Source organism: Thermosporothrix hazakensis, assembly GCF_003253565.1.
In the GTDB taxonomy this organism is placed as follows: Bacteria; Chloroflexota; Ktedonobacteria; order Ktedonobacterales; family Ktedonobacteraceae; genus Thermosporothrix; species Thermosporothrix hazakensis.
Genome location: NZ_QKUF01000003.1, coordinates 243,085 through 265,596, shown reverse-complemented (window position 1 = coordinate 265,596; position 22,512 = coordinate 243,085). Strand labels below are relative to the sequence as shown.

Genomic DNA, 22,512 nt, shown 5'->3' with positions numbered 1-22,512 from the left:
TCTCTCCTTCACACGCACGCATCTTGGTTTGCAGAATGCGAGCGATCGCCATGCTTACTTCAAGGGACAATACTGTTCGAGCTGCGGCTGTACACGCCGATAGACACTTTGCAGAGCCTCTTCAGGGGTACCGATGTTGTATTGCACCTTTTCCTGAGCCGAGGTCAGCTCATCCCACAGAGTGGCGCTAACTGGCAGAGGCACGCGGCTATGAGAGTATTTGAGCAGTTCGCTGAAGAATGCACGCTTCCCACTGAAGAGCGTCTTGTCATTCATCAGAGACTTGAGTGTAGGCATGCTTCCAAAGCCCTGGGCGAAAATCTTCTGACCCTCAGGACCGGTAAAGTAGCGCATAAAACGATACGCGCCATCCGGGTTCTTTGCGTTTTTCGGGATGACCAGTGAGAACCCACCAGACCATGTAGCAGGAGCCTTTGACTTGTCAGGAACCGGCAGATAGGTCACACCATAATCCAGATTGGGCTTGTATTTGGCAATGCTGGCAAGAGCCCAGTCGCCGTCAATCTTGAAGCCAAGCTTCCCGTTCATAAAGGGGTCTTGAGCCGGGGTCATACTCGGGTTCGAGACATAGCTATCCACAAAAGTAGCCACTTTCGAGGGATTAAGTTCCTTCACCCAGTCGTAAACCATATTCATGGCATTCAGCATCGCGGGCTCAGTCGGAGTGATTTTACATGACCGATCATCAAAGAATTTCGCGCCATAGATCATCCCCCAGGTGGTATGGGAGGCCTCACCAATATACGGAACCATGCCCAAACGCTCATAGTTCCCATCCGGTCCCACCTTATTGATCTTCGTTGCCAGCGCCTTCAATTCATCAATCGTAATCGGGCCATTCTTGGGGTCCAGGATCTCGGGATCAATGCCAGCATCACGCAACACCGACTTGTTATAGAAGAGAGCACGCGCATCAGCATTCAGCGGCAATGCATACGGATGCCCTTGCATTAGCACTTCATTCCATGCGAAGGGCTGGAATTGATCGGCAAGCTTCTCTTTCTCTTTGGAGACCCAGGGGTTCAGATCTTCCAGCAAACCAATCGACGCATATTGGTTCACAGTAAAGCGATCGAGGAAATACACATCCGGCCCGGTTCCACCACGAACCGCCGTGATCAGTGTGGTCACATTCGAGTTGGATATATTGGGGGGAACAGGAACCATTTTGACATGTAAGTCAGGGTTCTGTTTGTTAAAGCTATCAACTACGGCCTGTACCGCCTTACCTGAAACATCATCATTGAAAATATTCCAATACACGACTTCATGCGGATTAGCACCTCGATTACTACAGGCGGATAGCAGAAGCGGTAGTAACACAACCGCCATCAAAATTACTCTTGATGGCGTGAACAAGCGCCTTTGGCTATTCACGCGAACCTCCTCTTTGTGCAAAGAAAAAAGAATGGCTCATTTGCAGAATTGCTTCCGCAATAAGCCATGTCAGACAATAGAAGTTCTCTCTTCTATTTTTCACAATTAGTCTGACTAAATATAGTGTGAAGCCAACACTGTGAAGAAACCCACCAGGCTTTTACACTCTCTGAGAACCACGATTTTATATTAACATAAATCTATTTTGCATGCAAAACACCTGAGTTTTCTCTGATAGCTACCCTAATTACCTCTATAAAATCTTCATTCTCTTCTTTCAGCGCCACCGAGCACGCGTTTCCCCCGACATTTGCCATCAAAGCCTTTGGTTGATTTTTCCTTTTTTTATAAAAAATACTTTTTCTTGAATCCCCTCCAATAATATGATTACTCATGCTATTTCCCGATCAGTAAATACGACTCATTACCCATATATTCTGTTCCCAAAAAAGCAAAGGCGATAACCACTCAGTGGTTATCGCTTTCTCTGATTTCCAGTATTACTCAGAAGGGGCAGAAATACGCATTCCCATAAAAAGAGCAATCTCGTGTGCACAGGAGCCAGGTGGATAAAAGTGCTGATGCATCCCCCATATTTCCAGTCCATTCCGTAAATAGAACTGAATCGCTGGAAAATTGGTATTCTGAGTTTCCAGCACAACAGCCCAACAATCACGCTTCCGCGCCCAATCAGCGGCACAGCGGAGCAACAGGGACCCGATGCCATAGCGCCTGTATTGCCGTCCGACAATCAGCTCCACAATGCGAACAATCGAGCGTGTCTCTTCGACGTTCAGCAGCACGCCACCCGCGACTTTTCCATTGGCCAGGGCAACATAGCCACCCTCGATAGAGCGCAACTTCGCCACCGGATCGCCATATAAAAAACTGCGCTGGCTCAAGTCGCGATAAATCGGGGGATCAACCGGCGTTTCCTGCAGCTCAAAGGCAAAAGCAATGCCATTAGTCACCCCGTTCTCATCAGCCTCGTGCTCAAGCCTGTTTTTTACCCGCAAGGTATAGACTCGATCCGTTTCATAATCGTAGTCCAGTTGATACAGGGCTGAAGCATCTTCGACACTTATAGACCTCACCTCAATGAGTGGAGTTCCTTCGTCCATAGGACTCGCCCCGCTTTCTTCTTTTCAGATACCGGACACTTTCAGGGAATGGTATAGCCAGCAGCCTGAGCAGCCAGACAGGCCGCACCAACCACGCCGGAGAAATCTCCAAGCTTGGCCTTATGAATCGGCGTTTTACGTACCGGGCCCGGTAGAGCGGAGATATACGCGCGTCGCACAGCCGTGTTATACAGCAGATCGATCGCTTCAATAACACCTCCTCCAAGCACAATACACTCCGGGTTATAGAAGTTCATCACCCCGCCGAGCGCTATCCCCAGATACTCACCCGCCTCTTTGACAATCTCAATGGTCAGCTCATCCTTCTTCTGAATGGCATCCGCCAGAATACCAGAACGGATAATGGTATCACCCTGCTTGAGTTGTTTTTGAGCATCTTCAGCCAGCACAGAAGAGCGTCCATGATGAATTTCGGCCATGATAGCCCGGGTAATCGCGGTTCGCGAGGCATAGGCTTCCAGGCAGCCCCGAGCCCCACAACCACAGATACGCCCGAAGGCATCTACCACCATATGACCAACCTCTCCGGCGGTCCCGGTAGCTCCAGTATACATTTTGCCCTCGCGCACAATGCCCGAGCCAATACCGGTCCCGATAAAGACGCACACAAAGTTGTCATAGCCTTTACCCGCGCCATAGAGATACTCACCAAGAGCTGCCACTTCGACATCATTGCCAACCGAAACGGGGACATTGAACTTCTTTGCCAGCACATTGCCAATCGCCAGATCACGCACACCTAGATTTGGTGCGTTGATGATCTTGCCAGCCTTGCGGTCAATAGTTCCGGCAGCGCCCACGCCGATCGCGACCAGCTTCTGCGAACTACCAATACCTGCCTCTTCCAGAGCCGCACCAGCCAGTTCCCCCACCCTCTGTACCACAAAATCGGCTCCGCGTTCAGCACGTGTACGCTTACGCGCCGAGGCAATCACATTGCCGGTCATCACATCGATGACTGCCGCCAGTGTTTTTGTCCCTCCCAGGTCAATACCCAGAGCAAATGCTTTCTGTTTCGCCATGATTGTTCTCACTTCTCAACAAAAGGTAGACTTAAACCGGGCACCACATCGATATCAAGCTGATGCCGCTCTCCCCGGCAAAGATGAAAATATGCCGCACTTGCAATCATTGCTGCGTTATCTGTACAGAACTCGATCGGCGGATAGCTCAGCGGAAGCTGAAGCGGCGTAAGCTCTTCGCTGAGTCTCTCTCGCAGACGAGTATTCGCAGCAACACCTCCAGCCAGCACAACCTGCTTGACCTGGTACTCTTCAGCGGCCCAGCGCGTTTTGACTGCCAACACATCAACCACCGCCTCCTGAAAACCTGCTGCCAGGAGTCCCACGTCAGGAGCCCCCTGTTGTGCGGCATGCGCTCCCATGCGCGCATAGCGACTGATCTGCTTTGTGGTGACACTGGGTCGCGTCTCGGGCGGCGTATTAGTGACACCTTCCGCAAGATGCAACATGGCCGTTTTTAAGCCGCTAAAGCTGAAATCATAGGTGCCCCGAAGCCAGGCCCGCGGCATGCGATACGCCTTGCGAGCATCACGAATCGGTCTGTTCTGACGACGCATCTCCTCTTCAGCCTGTTCCGCCGCCTTCTGAATGGCGGGGCCTCCAGGATATCCCAGGCCGAGGATGCGGGCTACCTTGTCAAAGGCTTCACCGGCAGCATCATCACGAGTCTGTCCAAGAAGCTCATAATGTCCATGCTCACGCACCAATACCAGTTCGCTATGTGCTCCCGAGATAATCAAGCAGAGGAGCGGGAAAACCGGATCACCGGGCTGATAGCGCCAATCCGCAACTGGCTGCGGCTCCTCTCCTTTGCGCAACCAGTTGGCATAAATGTGCGCTTCGAGGTGATTGACACCAAGAAAAGGAAGATCTTGAGCCAGCGCGAGGGTTTTTCCGACCGTCAGGCCAACAAGCAGCGAACCGGCCAGGCCCGGTCCATACGTCGCGGCAACTGCGCTAATATCTTTCCAGTCACACCCGGCCTGCTCCATTGCCGTCTCAATGACAGGAATAATCGACGCCAGTTGCTGACGCGAGGCCACCTCAGGCACGACGCCTCCGTAGCGGTTGTGGATCTCAATTTGAGAGGCAACCACATTGGAGCGTAAATACCGTCCATCCTGAATGATTGCGGCCCCGGTCTCATCACAAGAGCTTTCAATTCCAAGTACCAGCATACGCTTCTTTTCCACTGTCTTTATATCAGGCTTCCTGCTGCGCTCTTTTAGCCCTGAGCCTCCAGCTTTTGCATCAGCGCAGTCCTTAAAGCGGTATATTTCTGTTTATATTCAGGAGAATGAATTTCATCTGTCCACATAATCAGCGCATCTTCCTGATTATCGCTGTAGTAGCGATGCCGAACCCCGGCCTCGCGGAAACCATACTTGCGGTACAGACTCTGGGCGGGATAATTCGAGACCCGAACCTCCAATGTTACCCAGCGTGCGCCAATCTCATACGCAATATCGATCAGGCTCACAAGGAGGAGTTCGCCCAGGCCCCGCCGACGATAATCGGGATGCATGGCAATCGTGGTGACATGAGCCTCATCAACCATCAACCAGAGCCCGGCAAAACCAACAATTGAGGCAAGCTCTGGTGAGAGCTGTGAGACCGAGGGGCGACTTGTCAGGAGCGAAAGGGGAAAGAGACGGTTTTTACGCGGCTTTTCTTGCTCTTGCTGTTCCCCGGCAAGACGCATCTCAGTAAGAATCTGCGTATCACGCAGCACGATATAATGTGCCCATCGATTGTCCTGTAATTCCTTACGGTAGGCACTGGGCGGCCATGTTGACGGATAGGCCAGACGCTCTATCTCGATGACACGAGGTACATCCGGCATCGTCATGCGATCAATGACGTAACGCACCCTCTTCCCTTTCTGTTTGCTGAGTATCTCTCTGTTGCTGTTCGCTCTCTGCCACTTCTAACCCGCCAAGTAACGGGCGTTTGCGGGTACTCTTTGTAATAGACGGACGCCGCATATAAAAAGGTTCGAGCGTCAGAGGATCTTCAATCTTTCCCGCCAGCAATCGAGGCAACGCCAGAGCAGCCAGAGCCGAGGCATGCCGCGTCGTCCGCAGGGCGGGAAGAAAAACGGCTTTTTCCTGCAACTGAGCATACAGGCGTTGACGCGTTGCAGACTTGATCTCTCCACAGAACAACGCAGGAGCGAGCACCTCGTTCTCTGCAAGGAGTTCCTGGACCCGCTGTCCCAGTTCGTCGACAGGCAGAAGGAAATAATCGCTTATCCGCTCAAGCTGCGGAATGAGGTTTCCCTGTTCATCCTGCACCCATGCTGCGCGAAAACAGGCGCTATAGAGCTCGGTACGGCCTGCTTCCAGGACAGCACAAATGACCCCACGCCACTGTTGCTGCTGAAACGCAAGCAGATCAAGCGTGCCCACACCAATCAATGGCTTCTGTAATGAGAAGGCCAGCGCCTTTGCTGTTGCGACGGCCACCCGAGCGCCATTAAAGGAGCCCGGTCCGGTCGCAACCGCGATGCCATCCAACTCCTGAAATGATCTGCCACATGCGGTAAGCAGCCGCTGCATGTTCTCTAACAACTCTACGCTGTGATTGCCCCCGGTGTTCCAGGTATACTCATAGAAAACAGTATCGTCGGAACAGAGAGCAATGCTGGATTGGCGTGTTGATGTATCAAAAGCGAGTAATAGCATAGATCAAATGCTTTTCTTGAATTGTTGAAGTAATTCGCGATAACGTTCGCCGATAGCAGTGAACGCTAGCTCGCGCTCCGTTTCACCTAATACACTTAGTCGAATATACAAACACTCTGTAGGCCAGTGTCCTTGCGCGTTCCCTGCCCACTCTACGACACAGACACCCGAGCCGTAAAAGTAGTCGTCAAAGCCAAGATCAAATATCTCTTCTGGATCGTCAAGGCGGTAGAGATCAAAGTGATAGAGGGCGGGACCTTTTTTTCCGCCAGAGGCTTCCCGCGGCTGACCGGGATACTCTTTGAGCAAGGTAAAGGTCGGGCTACTGATATTGGTTGTGATCCCTAATCCCCGGGCAATCCCCTGGGTAAACGTCGTCTTACCAGTCCCTAACGTTCCCTCAAACAGGATCAGTTCGCCCCCTTGCAACAACGTCCCCAACCGCTCACCTGATCGCTGTGTCTCTTCAGCGCTCTTGCTGATGTATGTCAATGTTTCCTTCTGCAACTGTCCGGTCACCATTACAAACAGCCTCTTGGGCTTCCTTTCTTGCCTGTTTCTTCTGCTGCAAAGCGTGTTACTGTAAGCATATTACCACTTGCTGCATACCATCGACAATAAACGGATCGCCAAAAAAGGCCAGGCTCTACCTCCACAAGACGCGACGGTACTGACCATTATACCATTCACCAACAAGAGACGCTCGCACCTGTTTCAAATGAAAGAACGACAGAAACCACTGGCAGTGATTCCGTCGTCTTTCGTTCTCTTTCCAGGTGTCTTGATGTATCCGGTTGATACAACCACCTGACTTCATCAGGGTTATCCAGTTCTTGAAAATACTGCCCCTCTTCCATCTCCTCTATATCAGGTGTTTTGCTTCTTTCGGCTTATACCTCTGCATTCTATTGGGCTTAAAGCATTTTCGCTGTTCTATTTGGCTGGCTTTAATTTTGCCTCGCGATAGGTAAAGATGTGGTGTATAGAGAAATTATAGAATGTGACAATAACCAGAGCAATCGCCTGTGCAACGATTGGTGTGATGTGTGCAAATGTACTGAGTGAACTCTGGATGAGAAAGGTCAGGACACTCCCACTCAGAGAGGTTACATGGAAACGGACGCAGCGCTGCCACCACGCTCGTTCATGGCCCGGCAGATTACGGAATGTGACAAGATCGTTCGCGATAAAGTTCGCCATCAAAGAAATCTCGGTTGCCAGCGCCCAGGCCAGAACCATACGGACAAATTCCTGTGCAGGCCAACCGATTACATTAAACACAAGATAGTAGACAGCAAGATTGACCAGGGCTCCCAGACCACCAATGAAAAGAAATGTCGTCAGACGCTGAAGAAGACCTGCCTTCCCCCGAGTAATACCATCCACAATATCAAGAACACGATTGAGAAATTGCCACTTATATGGCTGATAACTGGGTTGACGAACAGGAGCAGCGATTGAGGCTTCTTCCTCTACAGCAAGTGACGCTACAGGGACTTCCTCCAATTGACTCAATGACATACTCTTCTCCAATTTTTCTATAATTTTTGTTGCACAGGATGTTCTGTTCACGAATGCTAGACGGTCTATTATGGCTCAAGGTAACGCGGTACCTAAATGTCTTATTCTCGGGGTAGGACTATCCACAACTACTCCATCACAGCAAAAAAAAGCGGTGCGGAAAAGCTTCTCTTTTTTCCACACCCTTCCATGTCATTGCGTTTCATATTCAGTCACATAGCCAGATTGTTCATAAAGGGAAACAGCCAGACCATAGCGATTCGATCCTGTCACCCAAAAGTCATAGAGAAAAGCCTCGGTTCTATGCTCGCATAACGGGCAATGCCAACAGCAATGGCGGGTCCGTTACCTGTGTTGCACGAAGGAACAATGAAATCCCCTGTACCAGCTCACCCGGCCTCACCGTAATCGGGCCAGCCATACCAACCAGCAACTGTTCACCCGGCAAGACAAAATACGCGGGATTGGCGGTCTCAGGCAAAGAGGCAGCCAGCACATAATAGGTTCCCGGCGGAATATCATCGATCAAAAAGGAGCCATAGGCATCGGCAACAGTACAACGAACCGGCCTTGCCTGGGGAATCGGTTTGGTAAATAAGCCGACGTGAGTGATACGCTTCTGAGTATCAGGAGCCAGAATGGTGCCATGCAGCCCTGGCAACGTGATACGCCTCCCCTCTTCGTCCGGGATCTCAGGCCGCGCAAATTTTTCGGCCTGCATGATCTTGCGTAAGTTCCCGGGTGAGACGCCAACTGCCTGCGTAAAGCGTGTAATAAATGAGCCAAGCCCAACATAACCAACCTCAAAGCAGATATCAGTCACAGAAAGATCTGTTGTCAGTAAGAGGCGTTTTGCCTGCTCCAGTCGCCAGGCTGCCAGGAACTCAATCGGGGGCACGCCGATATGCCGATGAAACAGCCGATTAAAATAGTATGGACTTAGACAGGCCATATCAGCCATTTCATCCAGCGAGAGCGGCTCATGTAAGCGATTCTTCATCGTGAGAATGACCTGTTCAATGGTGCTTCTGTGCAGCTCTTCAGCAATCTGTCTTCCTCGTCTCCTTTGAGGAATCTCTATCATATGTGCCATACAATTACAGCCCTCCACAAACTCCTATGCAGCCAGACCTATACAACGACTCTCACATAATGCCTGAGCCTCTGGCGCGGGCTCAAGCAGAGAAAAGATATTCCCGAACGGATCCACGAACACGGCTTCAACACCATAGAGCAAACGCACAGGCTCATGCAAAAACGCAACTCCCCGCTCGCGCAGGGTATCGTACATCCTGTGACAATCACCTGTTGCGAACACCCAGGGAACGCCTCTTCCTACCTGCTGCATCACCTGACGAACACGCTCTGAGCCATGTAATGTTACTTCCGGTCTTGCCAGCGCGATTTGAGGCCTCACATGCCCGCGTGATACCACCGTCAGCAAGCGCATACCCGGCGCGTACGTCACATCAAGACACTTCTCCAAACCTAACTTCTCGGTATAAAATCTTAGCGCTTCATCCTGGTCGTTTACCAGGATTGCCACCATCGATAATCGTGTTGCCAGTTTCATAAGCCCATAACCCTGGATAGCTATGCGAACAAACTCCATGTTCTCCTGTCCTTCTATTCCAATTGCCCACCAGTTCTTCTATAGAACATATGTTCTAATTTTAAAAATTGGTGCCGCCGAGGTGTGTTATAATCACAGACATATCCCCCTTAACAATGCAGAAGGATGCGTCTGCTCCTCACAGGAGAGTACGACATTTTATAATATTTGAAGCATATAAATCTATTTTCGGGAGTAGAATGATGAGCATTAAAGGTGTCCTTTTCGACTTTGATGGAACTATTGCCAACACCATTCCGGTCTGTGTGCTGGCATTTCAAGATACATTTCGCGCGATGAACGCGCATGTCCCGACTGATGATGAGGTGGTGGCGATGTTTGGACCAAGCGAAGAAGGCATTTTTCAGCGTGCTATGCCCGCTCACTGGGAAGAGGCTTTACAGATTTTTCTCAAAGCGTATCGAAAGCATCATGATGCCTGCCCGCAGCCGTTTGCCGGTATTCCTCAGGCGCTACAACTACTTCAGCAGCGCGGCATTCCGATGGCCCTGGTAACAGGCAAGGGCCCACATTCAGCAGCCTATTCACTCGATTATCTCGGGATCACCCACTACTTTGACGTGATTGAGGTTGGAAAGCCTGAGGGTGTCGTTAAAATGCGAGCGATTGAAGAGATCTTACAGAAATGGCAGCTCGCCCCGGAAGACGCTATCTATGTGGGTGATGCGGATTATGATATGCTTGAGGCCCAGGCGGCGGGTGTGCTTCCAGTTGGTGCTTGTTGGGCCACAACACATACAATCAAGCCTGAAAATGCCCAGACCAGCTTTACCAGTACCAGTGATTTCCTGCGCTGGCTAGAAGCGAATACAGCCACTCAAGAAGGGGCAAAGCGATGAGAAAACGATTCAGCTGATGATGTACAATAATACAAATTCGCTTATTCTACACTCAAAACAAACTCTTCAGGTACTCAGTGGAAAGGTGGTTCTTTCTGCTTATGAAAGCAGCACTCTTTACTCAATACGGAGATCCCGATGTCCTTCACCTTGTGGAGGTACCCGATCCCGTTCCCGGCCCTGATGATGTCCTTGTAGAAGTGAAAGCAAGCACAGTCAACCGACTGGACCTCTTCCAGCGCGCGGGCAGCCGTCCGGTGCCTCAGCTTCCCTTCACTCCCGGTCTGGAAGCGGCGGGCATCGTGCTTCAGGACGCGAACGGCTTCCGTGCGGGCGAACGCGTCCTGACAACCCGCGCATCGCAGGCGAAAGGCGGTGGCGGCTATGCAAGCAAGCTTGCCGTACCGGCCACGGATCTGGTGCGCATTCCTGAGGGAGTCAGCTTTGAGCAGGCAGCAGCAGCCGGGCTGGCAGCCTCAACCGCCTGGGGAGCACTCTTTGATCTGGGTAAATTACAGCAAGGTGAACGTGTGCTGATCTGGGCAGGTTCCAGCGGCGTCGGTACAATCGCCATTCAGCTTGCCAAAAACGCGGGCGCCTGGGTCGCAACGACATCCAGTTCAGCCGAGCGAGCGGAGAAGATACAGCAACTCGGAGCCGATCTGGTAATCAACTATCATGAGCAGGACGTTGCCGCCACGCTGCAAAAAGCAGGGGGCGTCCATCTCGTGATAGAGTTGGTAGGTGCAACGCTTCAGACTAGCCTGGACGCCTGTGCACTCGATGGGCGCGTCGTTCTTATCGGCAACCTGGGCGGCCAGCAATGCACCGTTGATACGCAATCCTGGCGACTCAAGCGGGTTACGGTCATCGGTGGCAGTCAGGTTCATACAGCCCCCGCGAATGAAGAACATGTGCTTCAGCTTATCGCCAGGAAAGCGATCAATCCCTGTATTGCCCGCACCTTCCCGATCGAGCAGGCAGCCGAGGCGCACCGTGTCCTGGCCTCGGGCAAGATACAGGGAAAGCTTGTCTTGCTTCACTCCTGAATCGTATTATTTGAGAGGGAAAGAGCACATTGCCTCTTCCCTTTCTCCTTTGTAAGGACATTCAGTTAAGGAGTTTCGATCTCAATGCAACCAACCGTCAGCGACCACATCCTATTTACTCGCGGCGTTCCTGCCACCGAGGCCCTGCCGACAGAACTCCTCAGCGAGTGTATGCAGGCCGTCCTGGAAAGCCCCGCGGGCAAAACTGTGCTGCAATATGGGCACAATGGCGGCTATCTTCCTCTGCGCCAGCTTCTCGGTGAGCAATACGGCGTTTCTCCAGATCAGGTCCTTATCGGTAATGGCTCGTTGCACCTACAGGATTTGATCTCAGCCCTGTTGATCCAACCCGGAGACATTGTTTTTACCGAGCAGCCGAGCTATGATCGCGCCATTAAAACCTTTCGTCGGCGCGGTGCAAAAGTCATCGGCATTCCACTTGAACTTGACGGCATCGACACCACGCAATTAGAGGAGGCCCTGACCCGCTACACACCCCGCTTTCTCTATCTGGTTCCCGATTTTCAGAACCCGGCAGGCGTGACTACTTCGGCGGAAAAACGGCAAAAGTTGGCCGAACTGGCACAGCGCTACGGCTTCTGGTTACTTGAGGATATTCCTTATCGCCAGCTCCGCTATTCGGGCTCGTCAGCGCCACTTCTGCGCGAACTCGTACCTGAACGAACGCTAACCATCAGTTCCTACAGCAAACTGATTAGCCCGGGTCTCCGCGTTGGATATGTAATCGGGCCCCTGGATTTTATCAAGCAGCTTACCGCCCTGGCCGAAGATACCATTCTGGCTCCGGTTTTGCCTTCACAGGCCGCCGTCTACGAGTTCCATAAACGCGGTCACTTTGAGACCAACCTTGAGTATCTCAAGCGGCTCTACGCCCCACGTCTTGCCGCGATGATTGACGCACTCAAGGCTTCCTTCCCGAATGTGGCGTTCGCGGAACCAGAGGGCGGTTTCTTTGTCAGTGTCACACTGCCAGAAAACAGCAACTATCATAACCTGCTCATACGTGCGAAAGAGCAAGGTCTGACACTCACCGACGGGAGTGCGTTCTTTGCCAGTCCACTCCACGAGGGCGCTGATTCGGCCAGCGAGCGCTTTGTCCGGCTTCCATTCTGCGCCTTAACACCTGAGCAGATCACAACCGGTATCAAGCGTCTGGCCGAGCTGGTACGTTAAGAGCAAGAAACCAGCATAGGGGAGGGTGAGCCCTTGCACTCTCCCCTTCATTCTCCTTTTACCACTTCTCCTGCAACAACAATCTGTCACCCCTCATAGAACTTTTAACGAAATTTTTATGTGGAAAGGGAACATTCCATGTTATAGTAATTCCACAGTTCTTTCATCCCTTCAAGAACACCTGCAAGCACATGGGGAAGATATCTGTATTTACACCGGCTGTATTGCCGAAGAAAGGTCTGTACATAACCATGAACGACATCTTTCCAGGACAGACTCAGCACGTTGCAATTCCCCGAATTCAGCGTGCCATCGTCACACAGCTACAACAGGTTGTGGATCATCTCTTCCACATTGATGATCTGCTACAGTGGGTAGCACAGGCTTGCACACAAAACTTCGCAGAAGTTGCCGCGGTTCAATTCTGGTCAGCATACACATCCTCACCACAGCACCTCCGGCTTCAGCTCCGCGCGCTCTATACTAACATCCCCTCTATCCTTCCCGAGGCCCTGACCAATCAGGAAATACAGAAACAGGTTATGCAGGTCCTGCATCAGCGCAAAGGGATTATGCCGCAATCCGCCTCGGACCTTTTTTCACCGTACGCCGCTTCGCTCTTAGAACAATATGGGCTGAGCCACTGGGCCTGTTATTTTCTCAGCAATAGCGCCCTCCTTCCTCCTCCCAGAAACGCAAGCACCCGGGATAAAGCCCCAATGCCGCTGGTCCTTGCTATCTCTCTCTATTTTCAGCAGTCACCACCACCACGCTTGATGCCCGCCATCAGCATTATTCTGGAGCAATCCATCATGATTGCAAAACGCTCCCAGTTAGTGCATACATCCTGAAGCTTCTCTCCTATCACAAACACAAAGGGACAGGAGTCGTTTCCTGTCCCTGCTTTTTTCTAACGCGCTTCCCGGCGTTCCGGCTGCACCAGATCATTTCGCAGCAGAATCACCATATCAAATGAGCCATTAGTGCTCCCGATCGCCCGACGATCCCACCACCAGTACCAGATAGTGCAGGCGGCACGCATCGGATCAAACTGCGCCCCCGGCGGTGGATTGTCCCCATAACTCAACCAGAGCAGCGGGCCAACCCCGATATAGGGCTGTTCCTCACATGTCTTTCCCTGTTGCGGCACACAGCGTGGAGGCATATAGCCCTGATCCCATTGCCGGCGCATCGAGTAGCGGAGCGCCTGATAGGTCCCCTTCCCCTTCGCCAGCACCCCACCAATACAGTGACCGCCAGCAATCATCACATCAGCATTCTCGCGAGGCAGCACACACATATGGACATCGCTATTCTGAAAGGCCACATTGCTATAGTTTCGCAGATACCAGGCAAACGGCCAGGTTGCATCGCGCGTCACCGCAATCGAGATCTCATGTTTCCCATGATAGTATTCTCGATCCAGCGCCTCAATCTGCTTCATTACAGCGTTGACATCAGTTGTTGTCTGAACATAAATCATCATCTCATGAGGCGCATCTTCAGCATGGACATAGTTCACCTGGAACATATTCTGTAGCGTCACGATGAGCGCCATACAGGCCAGGACAAGCCCCCCAAAAGCGCTAATATGCCGCCCACACGGCTTCTTCCTCTGGTGCAAGAGCCCGACCAGCGCACGCACCAGCGGCGCAATTGCCAGCGCAGCCAGCAACAACAGCGGCAAAACCATATGAATCATCAGCCAGGGCATCTTCTCGCCAGCCCAGGAATAGATACAGACGCTGCCAACAAACCAGTATGCCAGAAAGAGCCGGAAACGCGTTGGACGGCACAAGCAATAGATCAGCCCCACAAGGCCAAACACTACCCCTATCTGCTCATATAATGGGATCAGCAACAAATAGTAGTACCAGGGCTGTCCACCTCGTGCAACCTCCTGTTGCTTTAACCAGTAGTAAAGCCCCTGCCAGACCCCATCTCCGATCCCGGTACGCAGATTAGTAAACAGAACGGTAAATAACACCGCAAAGACAATCCAGGCTGTCAGAACAGCAACCGTCCAGTGACGCCATGGCAGCGTTGTCAGCATCCGTAAGAGGGGCTGTTTAATCGGGTCAAAGCGCGTCACTCGAGCTTGCTGGCTGTCCCCCTGACTCCTTTTAAACAGCATGAAGGCACAGAGCCCAATAAATCCCAGAAGCAGCAACACTGTCGTCCAGTCCTTCACGACAGCCAGAACGGCATCTGCCTGTGCGACATGCTCTACATTACTTAAAGAGCGAGCCAGCCCTTTGAGCCAGCCAAAAAAACAGAGTGCCACGCTGCCAAACACCAGCAAATACAGGAACAACGCCGGGAACGCCAGTGTTTCGGGCAGCCAGGCACCCTTCTTCCGAATCACCCTGCCCGAACCGAGCTCCCAAACAATCACTGCTCCCGCAAAGCTTCCAAGAAGCGCAATGGTAAAAAAGGTTGCCTCTTTTGTCGCATACGAGAGGGTTAGAGCGACCGCAGCCCAGATCAGCCAGCGCCTATCACGCGCCCGGATATAGCGTGCGATCGCCACGATCAAAAGCAGGGTAAAAAAGGCCATGTAGATATCTTCGCGGGTAAAGCGCGAGAAATAAACCATACCTGGTGAAATAGCCAGCAGGAAGCTTGCCAGCCAGCCCCCCCATGTGCCCAGACGGTCACGTAAAAAATATGGGAGGCCAACGAGCGCGGTTCCAAGCAGGGCAGCGGGAATACGAGCCGTAACATTATTCGCCCCCTCAATCGGTATCCCGACAAGAGAGCACAGGCGATAGACCAATGCAATCACATGGAATTGAAAAGGCCCGTGTAGTAACGGGTCATAGCGATAACATGCCCCATTACTGCCCTGTGCCAGAAAGCAAAAGGGCCAGCTACCCAGAATATTATGCATAAAAATCCAGGAGAAATAGGCATGCTGCGCCTCATCATGATGCAGCGGCCTCTCACCCAAACCCCAGAAGCGGAGAAGTGCCGCCAGCAAGAGCACAACGCCAAAAGCGACCCGACACATTCCTCGCTGCTTCGATGGCCAGAGAAAACGCAGCCAGCCATACACCTTCCCTGCGCTGCTTCTATTGCGTATCTGAGCCATAATGCATCTCTCACAAAAACATCTACTGGAGACACATGGTACTCCAGTAGATGCACTCTTTTCTTCATGGTAGATCAGGGGGCAACAGAGATATCGTTCCGAATAAACAGACCCATATCATAAGAGCCATTGGTACTGCCTATCGGCTTTCGATACCACCACCATTGCCAGACGTTATTCACTGCCCGCCCCAGATCAAAGGTTGCTCCCGGTGGAGGATTGTCGCCATAACTCAGCCAGAGCAGCGGACCAACTCCACCCCAGGTTGGCTTTCCCTCACACTTCTCGGCCGCACTCGGGATACAGGGAGGTGGTTTATACCCTTCATCCCACCACGTCCGCAGATGATAGCGATGGAATTTATACTTACCCTGATACTGCATCTGCGCCGAATAGAGACAATCACCACCGACAATAATCACTGGCGCATCCGTGTTGATTTGCGGACACCCTTCCGAAGGATAGTATTTCAGGTCGGGGAAATCGCGCAAATACCAGGCGAACGGCCACATGGCATCATAAACCACAGCAACCGGGAGCTTGCGCTTGTTATTTTCCAGTTTGCCGGGATAGAGCTTCTGGTTGATCTGATCGAGCTTCTCCATCACGGTATTGATATCTTTATCGGTCTGGACATAGATCATCATCTCGTGAGGAGCGTCGGCGTAGTGAATATATGTCACCTGATACATGTTTTGTAGCGTCGGGATCAAAGTCAGGATCGCCAGTGCCACCACCCCAATGGAAAGGAGGCGCGGCATCATACCAGCAGCGGCCAACGGAGGAGTCGCAACAGCAGTCGCCTCATCCTGACTGCGCAGGAGGCCCCGAATCATGTGCACAACAGCCGAGACAGCAGGCTCCAACCCGATCGCGGCCAGCACCATCAACGGCATTGTCATATGAATCATCAGCCAGGGCATCTTTTCCGCCGCCCACGAGTAGATAAAGAAGCTCCCCAGGAACCAGTACACCAGAAAGAGGCGGAAGCGATTCGGGCGCAGCAGGCAGCGCACCAGGCCAACCAGCCCAAACACCACCCCGATCTGTTCATACAACGGGATCAGCAATATATAGTAGTACCAGGGCTGCTCACCACGCGCCACCTGCTGCTGTTGCAGCCAGTAGTAGAGTCCCTGCCAGATACCATCTCCGATCCCGCCCGCAATATTGGTAAATAATACCGTGAACAGGACCAGAAAGACCAGCCAGCCCGCCAGCAGCGCAAAGAACCAGTGCGTCCACGGGGCCGTCAGGATAGTGTCGAGCACGGGCTGCTTGCGCGGGTCAATACGCCTGGCCAGCCCCCACCGTCCACTGATGGGGATCTTGCCTTTTGTTTCCAGGACCAGGATAGTCAGCACCAGCACCCCAAGCGCAAAGCCAATGATGGGCACTGCCATCACCGTGCCACTCTTCAGATTTCTGACGAACGCGTCCGCTATCGGTTGTGTTTTCTTGTCAGTTGTATAGATTGCCAGCTCATGCAGAACCGAGAAGAAGACCTTTGCCAGCGGCGCGGCAATCACCACCAGCAGCGCGACCGCAAGTGGTCCCCAGGTCCCGGGCAAGAAGCGTGACGCCGAGGAGTCTGCATTCGCACGGACACGCAGGGGGAAACGCACCCCCAGCTCCCAGACTACCAGCAACGCGAAAAAGCTGCCGAAGATTGCGACGGTCAGGAAGGTCGCTTCCTTCGTCGCATAGGAGAGCGCAAACGCGACAGCGGCCAGAATCAGCCATTGCCCCTGACGGTCTCGCACATACCGCGCAAGCGAGACAATCAGCAGGAAGGTAAAGCAGGCCATGTAGATATCTTCACGAGCAAAGCGTGAGAAGTAGACCATGCTTGGAGAAACAGCCAGGAGAAACGACGCCAACAACGCGCCTGTTTTCCCAAGATAGTCACGCAGAAAGTACGGCAGTCCGATAATCACCGAACCGAGGACAGCCGCAGCGATTCTGACCGTAAACGTGTTCACCCCGTTATCCGGGGCCTGAAGCAACTGGCTGATCTTATACACCAGCGCGATCGCATGAAACTGGAACGGGCCATGCAACAACGGGTTATATTGATAACATCCTGCATGCGGATCTAAACAGGCAGCCCAGTTCTCCATATTATGCATGAGCTGCAACGAGTAGTAGGCATGCAGACTTTCATCATGATGGAGAGGCTTGTCACCCAGCCCCCAGAAACGCAGAATTGCGCCAAGCAAAATGAGGCCCCAGAATGGCAGCCAGTTCAGCAATTGTTCCCGCGTAGGGCGAAAGATACTTCCTCCCCGTGCGGGCCGAACAGGGATGTCAGCTTCCGGCACCGCAACCTGTTCTTCATCCTGTATCAGGCTTTCCTCTCCAATATCAGGTTCTCGGTTCTCCTCCACCCGATCTAGAGAGACCTCCTGTTCAGGAGTGTTTTCCTGCACTCCATCCCGGGAATGTGTATCATAACTCTTCAATAGTCCGTTCCTCCTTGCATCAACACGAGCAGCAAACCATCACTGCCGCACGCCTTTACCTGACCTTATAGATAGTGACGCCATTTGCGCTATAGACAACCTGCATAAACGAGGCAAAACGCTGTAAGTTATCTGTCGGGAACTTGCGCAGTTCCAGCGGACCCACATAGATGTATTGAGCCTGATAACGCTTCATGATATTCAGCACCGCCTCCTTGTCGGGATTCCGATAAATCTCGTCCATATCGGCGATGCGCTGGTTAAAATCAGCAGAACGTGCCGCCGTTCCCTGCCACTTGACCCGCCACTGAATCTCATGGCCGGGCCAGTTTATCGGCGTCGCAAGACCTGTGAACACCGAAACCCGCCCATATTCCGTGTACGAGTTGCCCAGGGCCTCGATAATGACGGCATCATCAGAAACATGCTCATTGAGCCAGCGAATCGCCTCATAGTCGCCCTGGTAGGTTGGGTCAACCTTGAGATATGCCATACCATCCAGACTGGATACACCCGCCAACTTTGGATTCGCCCCCAGAGGATCGCCTGTACCAAAACGCGCCGCCGGGGCAAAAACCGGGAAGAGCAGACCGGCAATCAACAGCACCAGAAAAGCCATATACCAGAAACCGTTACCAACTACCTGAAGCAGAAACAGGTCACCACCCCCCAGCCGCACCGGCTTGAATCCCTGAACAATGAAATACAATCCGGCTCCACAGGCAATTGATAGCAGCGCCCACGCCTGAAAGTAGAATTTGAAGACCGTATTCATGCGCGGCAAGCTATCTGCAAACACATCGCGCAAAAAGACGATCTCACAGACAGCGACAAGCGCAAACGCCAGCGCTCCAAGCAGCAGCACATACACATGCGCCCGATTCCCCAGAACATAGAACGCGACACAGACAGCGGCAATGGCAAAGGTTCCCGCAATCACCAATGTGGCACTATTCCTGGCCAGTAGCAGTACAATCAGTATAGCAACCGCCAGAACTCCCAGCCCAACTATCCCAACCCGCTTCCAGTTCGTGCGCCAGAGGAAAGAGTTCTGACCCTCCGCTTCGGCCTCCCCTCGCATCCGCTGCCAGAACATAATCAAGGGATTCTTCATCAGCGTCGCAATCATCAGCGACACAAAGAGAAACGCAAAGGTGCCATAAATCAGGATTTCCTGACTGATTGCCGAGCGGTTCTGCGGGTCTACCAGGCCGATTCCCTGCGCCGGCGAAACAAAATCCAGGAAAAAGGGCAAATAGCAGAGAAACGAGAGAGCGATCAGTGCTACCGCAGCAACGACAATATCCAGCAACAGCGGCCAGCAAAAACGCAGACGATAGGCCAGCCATTGTTGTACCGCGATACAGACCACAGCCAGACCAACGTAGGTAGGGTAATCCCACCCGTTCATTACAAAGAGACCGCCAAGTACAATCGCCGTCACCACCAGCGTCACCACCATCTGGAAACCCTTGCCATAGACGTTCAGGCCGAGCCCATCTTTTTCCAGGAAGAGATTGAAGATCAAGCCTATTGCCAGAATCGTAAAGGCCAGCGCCAGCACATGCGCGTGGAAATCCGAAAGCAGGAAACTAAAAGCAGGAAACTCATTAATCGTCTTCTCAACCACGCGTGTTGAACCAAACCAGAAGTTGTACGCCGCCTCAAAAGAGGTTCCGATCGCGTTATGATTGGCCCACCAGATCTGAGTTGAAGCCAGATTGCCCAGAATAATGCAGAACAAAACCGTGAGCAGGCCAAATAGCACACCACCCAACAGCGGCGGATAGACAGTTGATGGATCTTCTTCAAGCAGGTCCGCGTCCTCGGCTTTTCTGGCACGTAGATAGCGCGCCCAACTCACAATATTGGATGAAACCCCAAACAGGTTAATCCCGGTCAGACCAAAGAGAATGCTAATACCCGCATTAAACGCAATGGAAGCCGGAACGCCCGCCAATTTCGCCAGCACAGCCACGCAATAGTGCGCGTAATAGTAATAGTTAATTGGCTGACCGGCATACCACATATCGTGCGGGGGAAAATGCGAGCTTCGCATAATGGAGGACAGCAATCCCTCATCCATAAAGGTCTCAAACGAGCGAATACGCGGGTCCAGAGAGCGCAGCCAGCCAAGCAGGCAGACAAGAGCAAGGAAGAGCACTTCTATCAGCACGATATACACAATATTCCGCCGTGCTGTCTTCGCAATCGTCTGGCGTACTCGGACTCGTAATAGTGCCCCCCCGTTTACTACCAGCAATAGCAGCACAATACTGACGGTAAAGACCCGGCTGAAAGGAAGGAAGCGCAGAACCATGAGTGGGAGCCAGACACAGAAGGCAAATAACACAACGCCCAGTGCCTTGCTAAAGGCCAGGCCCCGGTCTGGCAGATTATGAAATACCGTTACTGCTAGTGGCAGACAAATTATCCCCAGCACTTCCACCAGCGCCCACATCTGAAACAGTTCAATCATAGTGACTTCCCTCAAGATCTGGTTATTCGGAGATACATTTTCCTGGCAATCTCTGCCTGTATCAGGAAACATACACGGGCCGCTCTCGGTTCCCGTTTCCCGTATGGCAACCAGAGAAGCAAAAACGAGTTATGAATGCTGAAATGAAACGCCTTCTACAAGCTTCTGGTACAATTGCTCAGCAGTATAGGGGTATGGCTCGTCGCGCACAAAAATGCGCACACGCGGATGGTCGAACACAGAATAGCTTTCATCTGCATGACTATCATCAAGCGTAATTCCCAAAAGCTGAGGGCGCACCTCAAACCGGGCCGCCAGATGAAACCCGAGTTTTCCGCTAAAGAGCAAATCATAGTAGTGAATGGTCATCGGATATCGGTCAGGCAGACGCGGAATAGAGAGATCAAGCCGATCGGTGGCCATCGTCACCACCTGTACTGAGCTCAAAATAGTTGCCAGTTGCCGTGCTTTTTCTGGCGTGTCCTCTCCGTAAAGATCAAGCCCCTGCGCATAGTTGCCATCCTTTGTCTGATAGGTATATTGCACGAACTGAGACGGCGTTTGTCTCCCAAGCGCAACGGGAAGCGGATCATCCCACTGTTCATAGGTCAGCACACTACCCGGCTTGAGATGCTGATACATCCAGCGAGAGGCCTGAATACGCGTATTGGGTTGACTGTAAACACTTAGCAGAGCCAGCCCTTGAAAGACCACCCCCAGAAGCGCCACAACAACCAGCGCCCCATAGCCGATAGTCCCGGTGAGCTGAAGGCGCGAGCGCCACTTGAGCCGCGCTTTACCAAGCCAGTGGCCGATAGCGATCAGGGCAGTTGCTCCCATCAGGGCCAGGAAGGGGTATACCGGCAACATATAGCGCATAAATTTGACGTAGAAGCTGCCAGTTATCAGGCCATATACCAGCACCCAGACCAGCACGATCGTCCAGGTTCCTGTTTTGCGCTGGACCATACGCACACACAGCCAGAGCAGCGCCAGACAGGAAAGCACACCAACTGTCAGGCCCAAACCCCAGAGCACCATATTGGAAAGCTGATAGAGATAGGGGATCGTCCCGGCAAACTGACGCACATAGGGAAAATCAAGCGCTCCCCGAGCCATACTGCCCTGCTCCGATACCTGTGCGATAAAGTTCGCAGAATCGAGAAGCGCGTAGGGCTGTGCCACAATACAGGCAACTCCGGCCAGCGCAAAAATCAGCATGGCAAAGACGAGCGCCTCCGCCCAATCTCGCCTGCGATACCAGCGGAGCGCCAGCGCAACCAGAATGGGCACAGCCAGCGGTGCGGCGCTAAACTTGGTTGCCATCGCCAACCCGTAGCTCACCCCAAGCAGGATAGCCCAACCTTCCAGCCTCCGCGCCTCCACCAGGCCCACACAGGCAATAATGGTCAACAGGACCAGAAAGAGCAGCATTGTGTCTACTGTATAGAAGTGGGACAGTTGAAGCTGCAACGGCGTGAAGGCAACAAAGGCGGCTGCCAGTAATGCCACATCCCAGGCTGCCCCACGCCCTGGCACAATCTCCCGGGTCACGAGCAATGCCAGCCAGCCCGTTAAGATAACAGTCCCACTATCCAGCAACGCGGAAAGCACCCGGCCCACCAGCGCCAGATTTGAAAATGTACCCGCTCCAGGAGACAGATGATCCAGCACAAACCCAACCGAAGCCAGCACATAGAGCGGGAAAGAGCCATAGGCAAAAAAGTGCGGATTGAGCGGTGAACGCTGCACATCTAGAAACTCAGCGAAACTGGACGGCCAATGAAGCTCCATTACTCGAAAGAGAATCTGTCGCTCATCCGGATGAAAGCCGTTGCCTTGATCCCAGTTGAGACCATAGATCCTTAAAAGAAAGGCAACAATTCCCAGAGTCACAAATACCAGTACACGCCAGTGACGCACTATTTTTGCCGTCATTTTTCTCTTGATCTTCCTCTACTGTTTCTCTTTTCGCCTGAAAAGTAATCCCTAAACAAG

Annotated in this window: 19 protein-coding genes; 4 read left to right on the top strand and 15 right to left on the bottom strand. The window is 52.5% G+C overall.

The window, feature by feature from the left end; genetic code table 11:
• Window positions 1-54: 54 nt before the first annotated feature.
• The 11 genes from EI42_RS07875 to EI42_RS07825 all read right to left on the bottom strand — a co-directional run bounded on the left by EI42_RS07875 (window position 55) and on the right by EI42_RS07825 (window position 9,379).
• Window positions 55-1,353, bottom strand: a complete 1,299-nt coding sequence (locus tag EI42_RS07875) for an ABC transporter substrate-binding protein (protein WP_111320606.1) — start codon at window positions 1,351-1,353, stop codon at window positions 55-57.
• 245 nt (window positions 1,354-1,598) lie between these two features.
• Window positions 1,599-1,793 carry a hypothetical protein gene (locus EI42_RS07870; RefSeq protein ID WP_111320604.1) on the bottom strand — a complete coding sequence of 65 codons (195 nt, stop codon included), beginning with the start codon at window positions 1,791-1,793 and terminating at the stop codon, window positions 1,599-1,601.
• 105 nt (window positions 1,794-1,898) lie between these two features.
• Window positions 1,899-2,519 (bottom strand): GNAT family N-acetyltransferase, encoded by a 621-nt coding sequence (locus EI42_RS07865; RefSeq protein WP_111320602.1) that lies wholly within the window; start codon window positions 2,517-2,519, stop codon window positions 1,899-1,901.
• 41 nt (window positions 2,520-2,560) lie between these two features.
• Complete coding sequence (locus EI42_RS07860) at window positions 2,561-3,562, bottom strand: ROK family protein (RefSeq protein WP_111320600.1); 1,002 nt, start codon at window positions 3,560-3,562, stop codon at window positions 2,561-2,563.
• Between the two features lie 8 nt (window positions 3,563-3,570).
• A complete protein-coding gene (gene tsaD, locus EI42_RS07855; RefSeq protein ID WP_111320598.1) occupies window positions 3,571-4,740 on the bottom strand; it encodes a tRNA (adenosine(37)-N6)-threonylcarbamoyltransferase complex transferase subunit TsaD in 1,170 nt (389 codons plus the stop codon).
• Between the two features lie 47 nt (window positions 4,741-4,787).
• Window positions 4,788-5,432 (bottom strand): ribosomal protein S18-alanine N-acetyltransferase, encoded by a 645-nt coding sequence (gene rimI / locus EI42_RS07850; RefSeq protein WP_211326072.1) that lies wholly within the window; start codon window positions 5,430-5,432, stop codon window positions 4,788-4,790.
• A complete protein-coding gene (tsaB, locus tag EI42_RS07845; RefSeq protein WP_111320594.1) occupies window positions 5,416-6,246 on the bottom strand; it encodes a tRNA (adenosine(37)-N6)-threonylcarbamoyltransferase complex dimerization subunit type 1 TsaB in 831 nt (276 codons plus the stop codon). The genes rimI and tsaB overlap by 17 nt, the downstream gene beginning before the upstream one ends.
• A gap of 3 nt (window positions 6,247-6,249) precedes the next feature.
• The gene (gene tsaE / locus EI42_RS07840; RefSeq protein ID WP_111320592.1) at window positions 6,250-6,768 is read right to left on the bottom strand and encodes a tRNA (adenosine(37)-N6)-threonylcarbamoyltransferase complex ATPase subunit type 1 TsaE; all 519 of its coding nucleotides are present in this window, start codon (window positions 6,766-6,768) and stop codon (window positions 6,250-6,252) included.
• Between the two features lie 411 nt (window positions 6,769-7,179).
• Window positions 7,180-7,767 carry a GtrA family protein gene (locus EI42_RS07835; protein WP_111320590.1) on the bottom strand — a complete coding sequence of 196 codons (588 nt, stop codon included), beginning with the start codon at window positions 7,765-7,767 and terminating at the stop codon, window positions 7,180-7,182.
• 301 nt (window positions 7,768-8,068) lie between these two features.
• On the bottom strand, window positions 8,069-8,860 hold the full coding sequence (locus tag EI42_RS07830; RefSeq protein ID WP_111320588.1) for a helix-turn-helix domain-containing protein: 792 nt from the start codon (window positions 8,858-8,860) through the stop codon (window positions 8,069-8,071).
• A 24-nt stretch (window positions 8,861-8,884) separates the two neighbouring features.
• Window positions 8,885-9,379 (bottom strand): VOC family protein, encoded by a 495-nt coding sequence (locus tag EI42_RS07825; protein ID WP_111320586.1) that lies wholly within the window; start codon window positions 9,377-9,379, stop codon window positions 8,885-8,887.
• Between the two features lie 200 nt (window positions 9,380-9,579).
• Between EI42_RS07825 and EI42_RS07820 the strand changes: the two genes are divergently transcribed.
• The 4 genes from EI42_RS07820 (at window position 9,580) to EI42_RS07805 (ending at window position 13,333) form a co-directional block, all read left to right on the top strand.
• Complete coding sequence (locus EI42_RS07820; protein WP_170142445.1) at window positions 9,580-10,239, top strand: HAD family hydrolase; 660 nt, start codon at window positions 9,580-9,582, stop codon at window positions 10,237-10,239.
• 101 nt (window positions 10,240-10,340) lie between these two features.
• The gene (locus tag EI42_RS07815; RefSeq protein WP_111320582.1) at window positions 10,341-11,288 is read left to right on the top strand and encodes a quinone oxidoreductase family protein; all 948 of its coding nucleotides are present in this window, start codon (window positions 10,341-10,343) and stop codon (window positions 11,286-11,288) included.
• 84 nt (window positions 11,289-11,372) lie between these two features.
• A complete protein-coding gene (locus tag EI42_RS07810) occupies window positions 11,373-12,482 on the top strand; it encodes an aminotransferase-like domain-containing protein (protein ID WP_111320581.1) in 1,110 nt (369 codons plus the stop codon).
• 251 nt (window positions 12,483-12,733) lie between these two features.
• A complete protein-coding gene (locus tag EI42_RS07805) occupies window positions 12,734-13,333 on the top strand; it encodes a hypothetical protein (protein ID WP_111320579.1) in 600 nt (199 codons plus the stop codon).
• A gap of 59 nt (window positions 13,334-13,392) precedes the next feature.
• On the opposite strand, the gene EI42_RS07800 is transcribed toward EI42_RS07805, so the two are convergent.
• The 4 genes from EI42_RS07800 to EI42_RS07785 all read right to left on the bottom strand — a co-directional run bounded on the left by EI42_RS07800 (window position 13,393) and on the right by EI42_RS07785 (window position 22,452).
• Entirely contained in the window at window positions 13,393-15,573 is a 2,181-nt protein-coding gene (locus EI42_RS07800; RefSeq protein WP_111320577.1) for a flippase activity-associated protein Agl23, read from the bottom strand.
• 74 nt (window positions 15,574-15,647) lie between these two features.
• Window positions 15,648-18,035: a flippase activity-associated protein Agl23 gene (locus EI42_RS07795; protein ID WP_111320575.1), complete on the bottom strand. Its 2,388-nt coding sequence runs from the start codon at window positions 18,033-18,035 to the stop codon at window positions 15,648-15,650.
• Between the two features lie 55 nt (window positions 18,036-18,090).
• Window positions 18,091-20,514 (bottom strand): DUF2298 domain-containing protein, encoded by a 2,424-nt coding sequence (locus EI42_RS07790; protein ID WP_170142444.1) that lies wholly within the window; start codon window positions 20,512-20,514, stop codon window positions 18,091-18,093.
• Between the two features lie 129 nt (window positions 20,515-20,643).
• Entirely contained in the window at window positions 20,644-22,452 is a 1,809-nt protein-coding gene (locus EI42_RS07785; RefSeq protein WP_111320571.1) for a glycosyltransferase family 39 protein, read from the bottom strand.
• Window positions 22,453-22,512 lie beyond the last annotated feature (60 nt).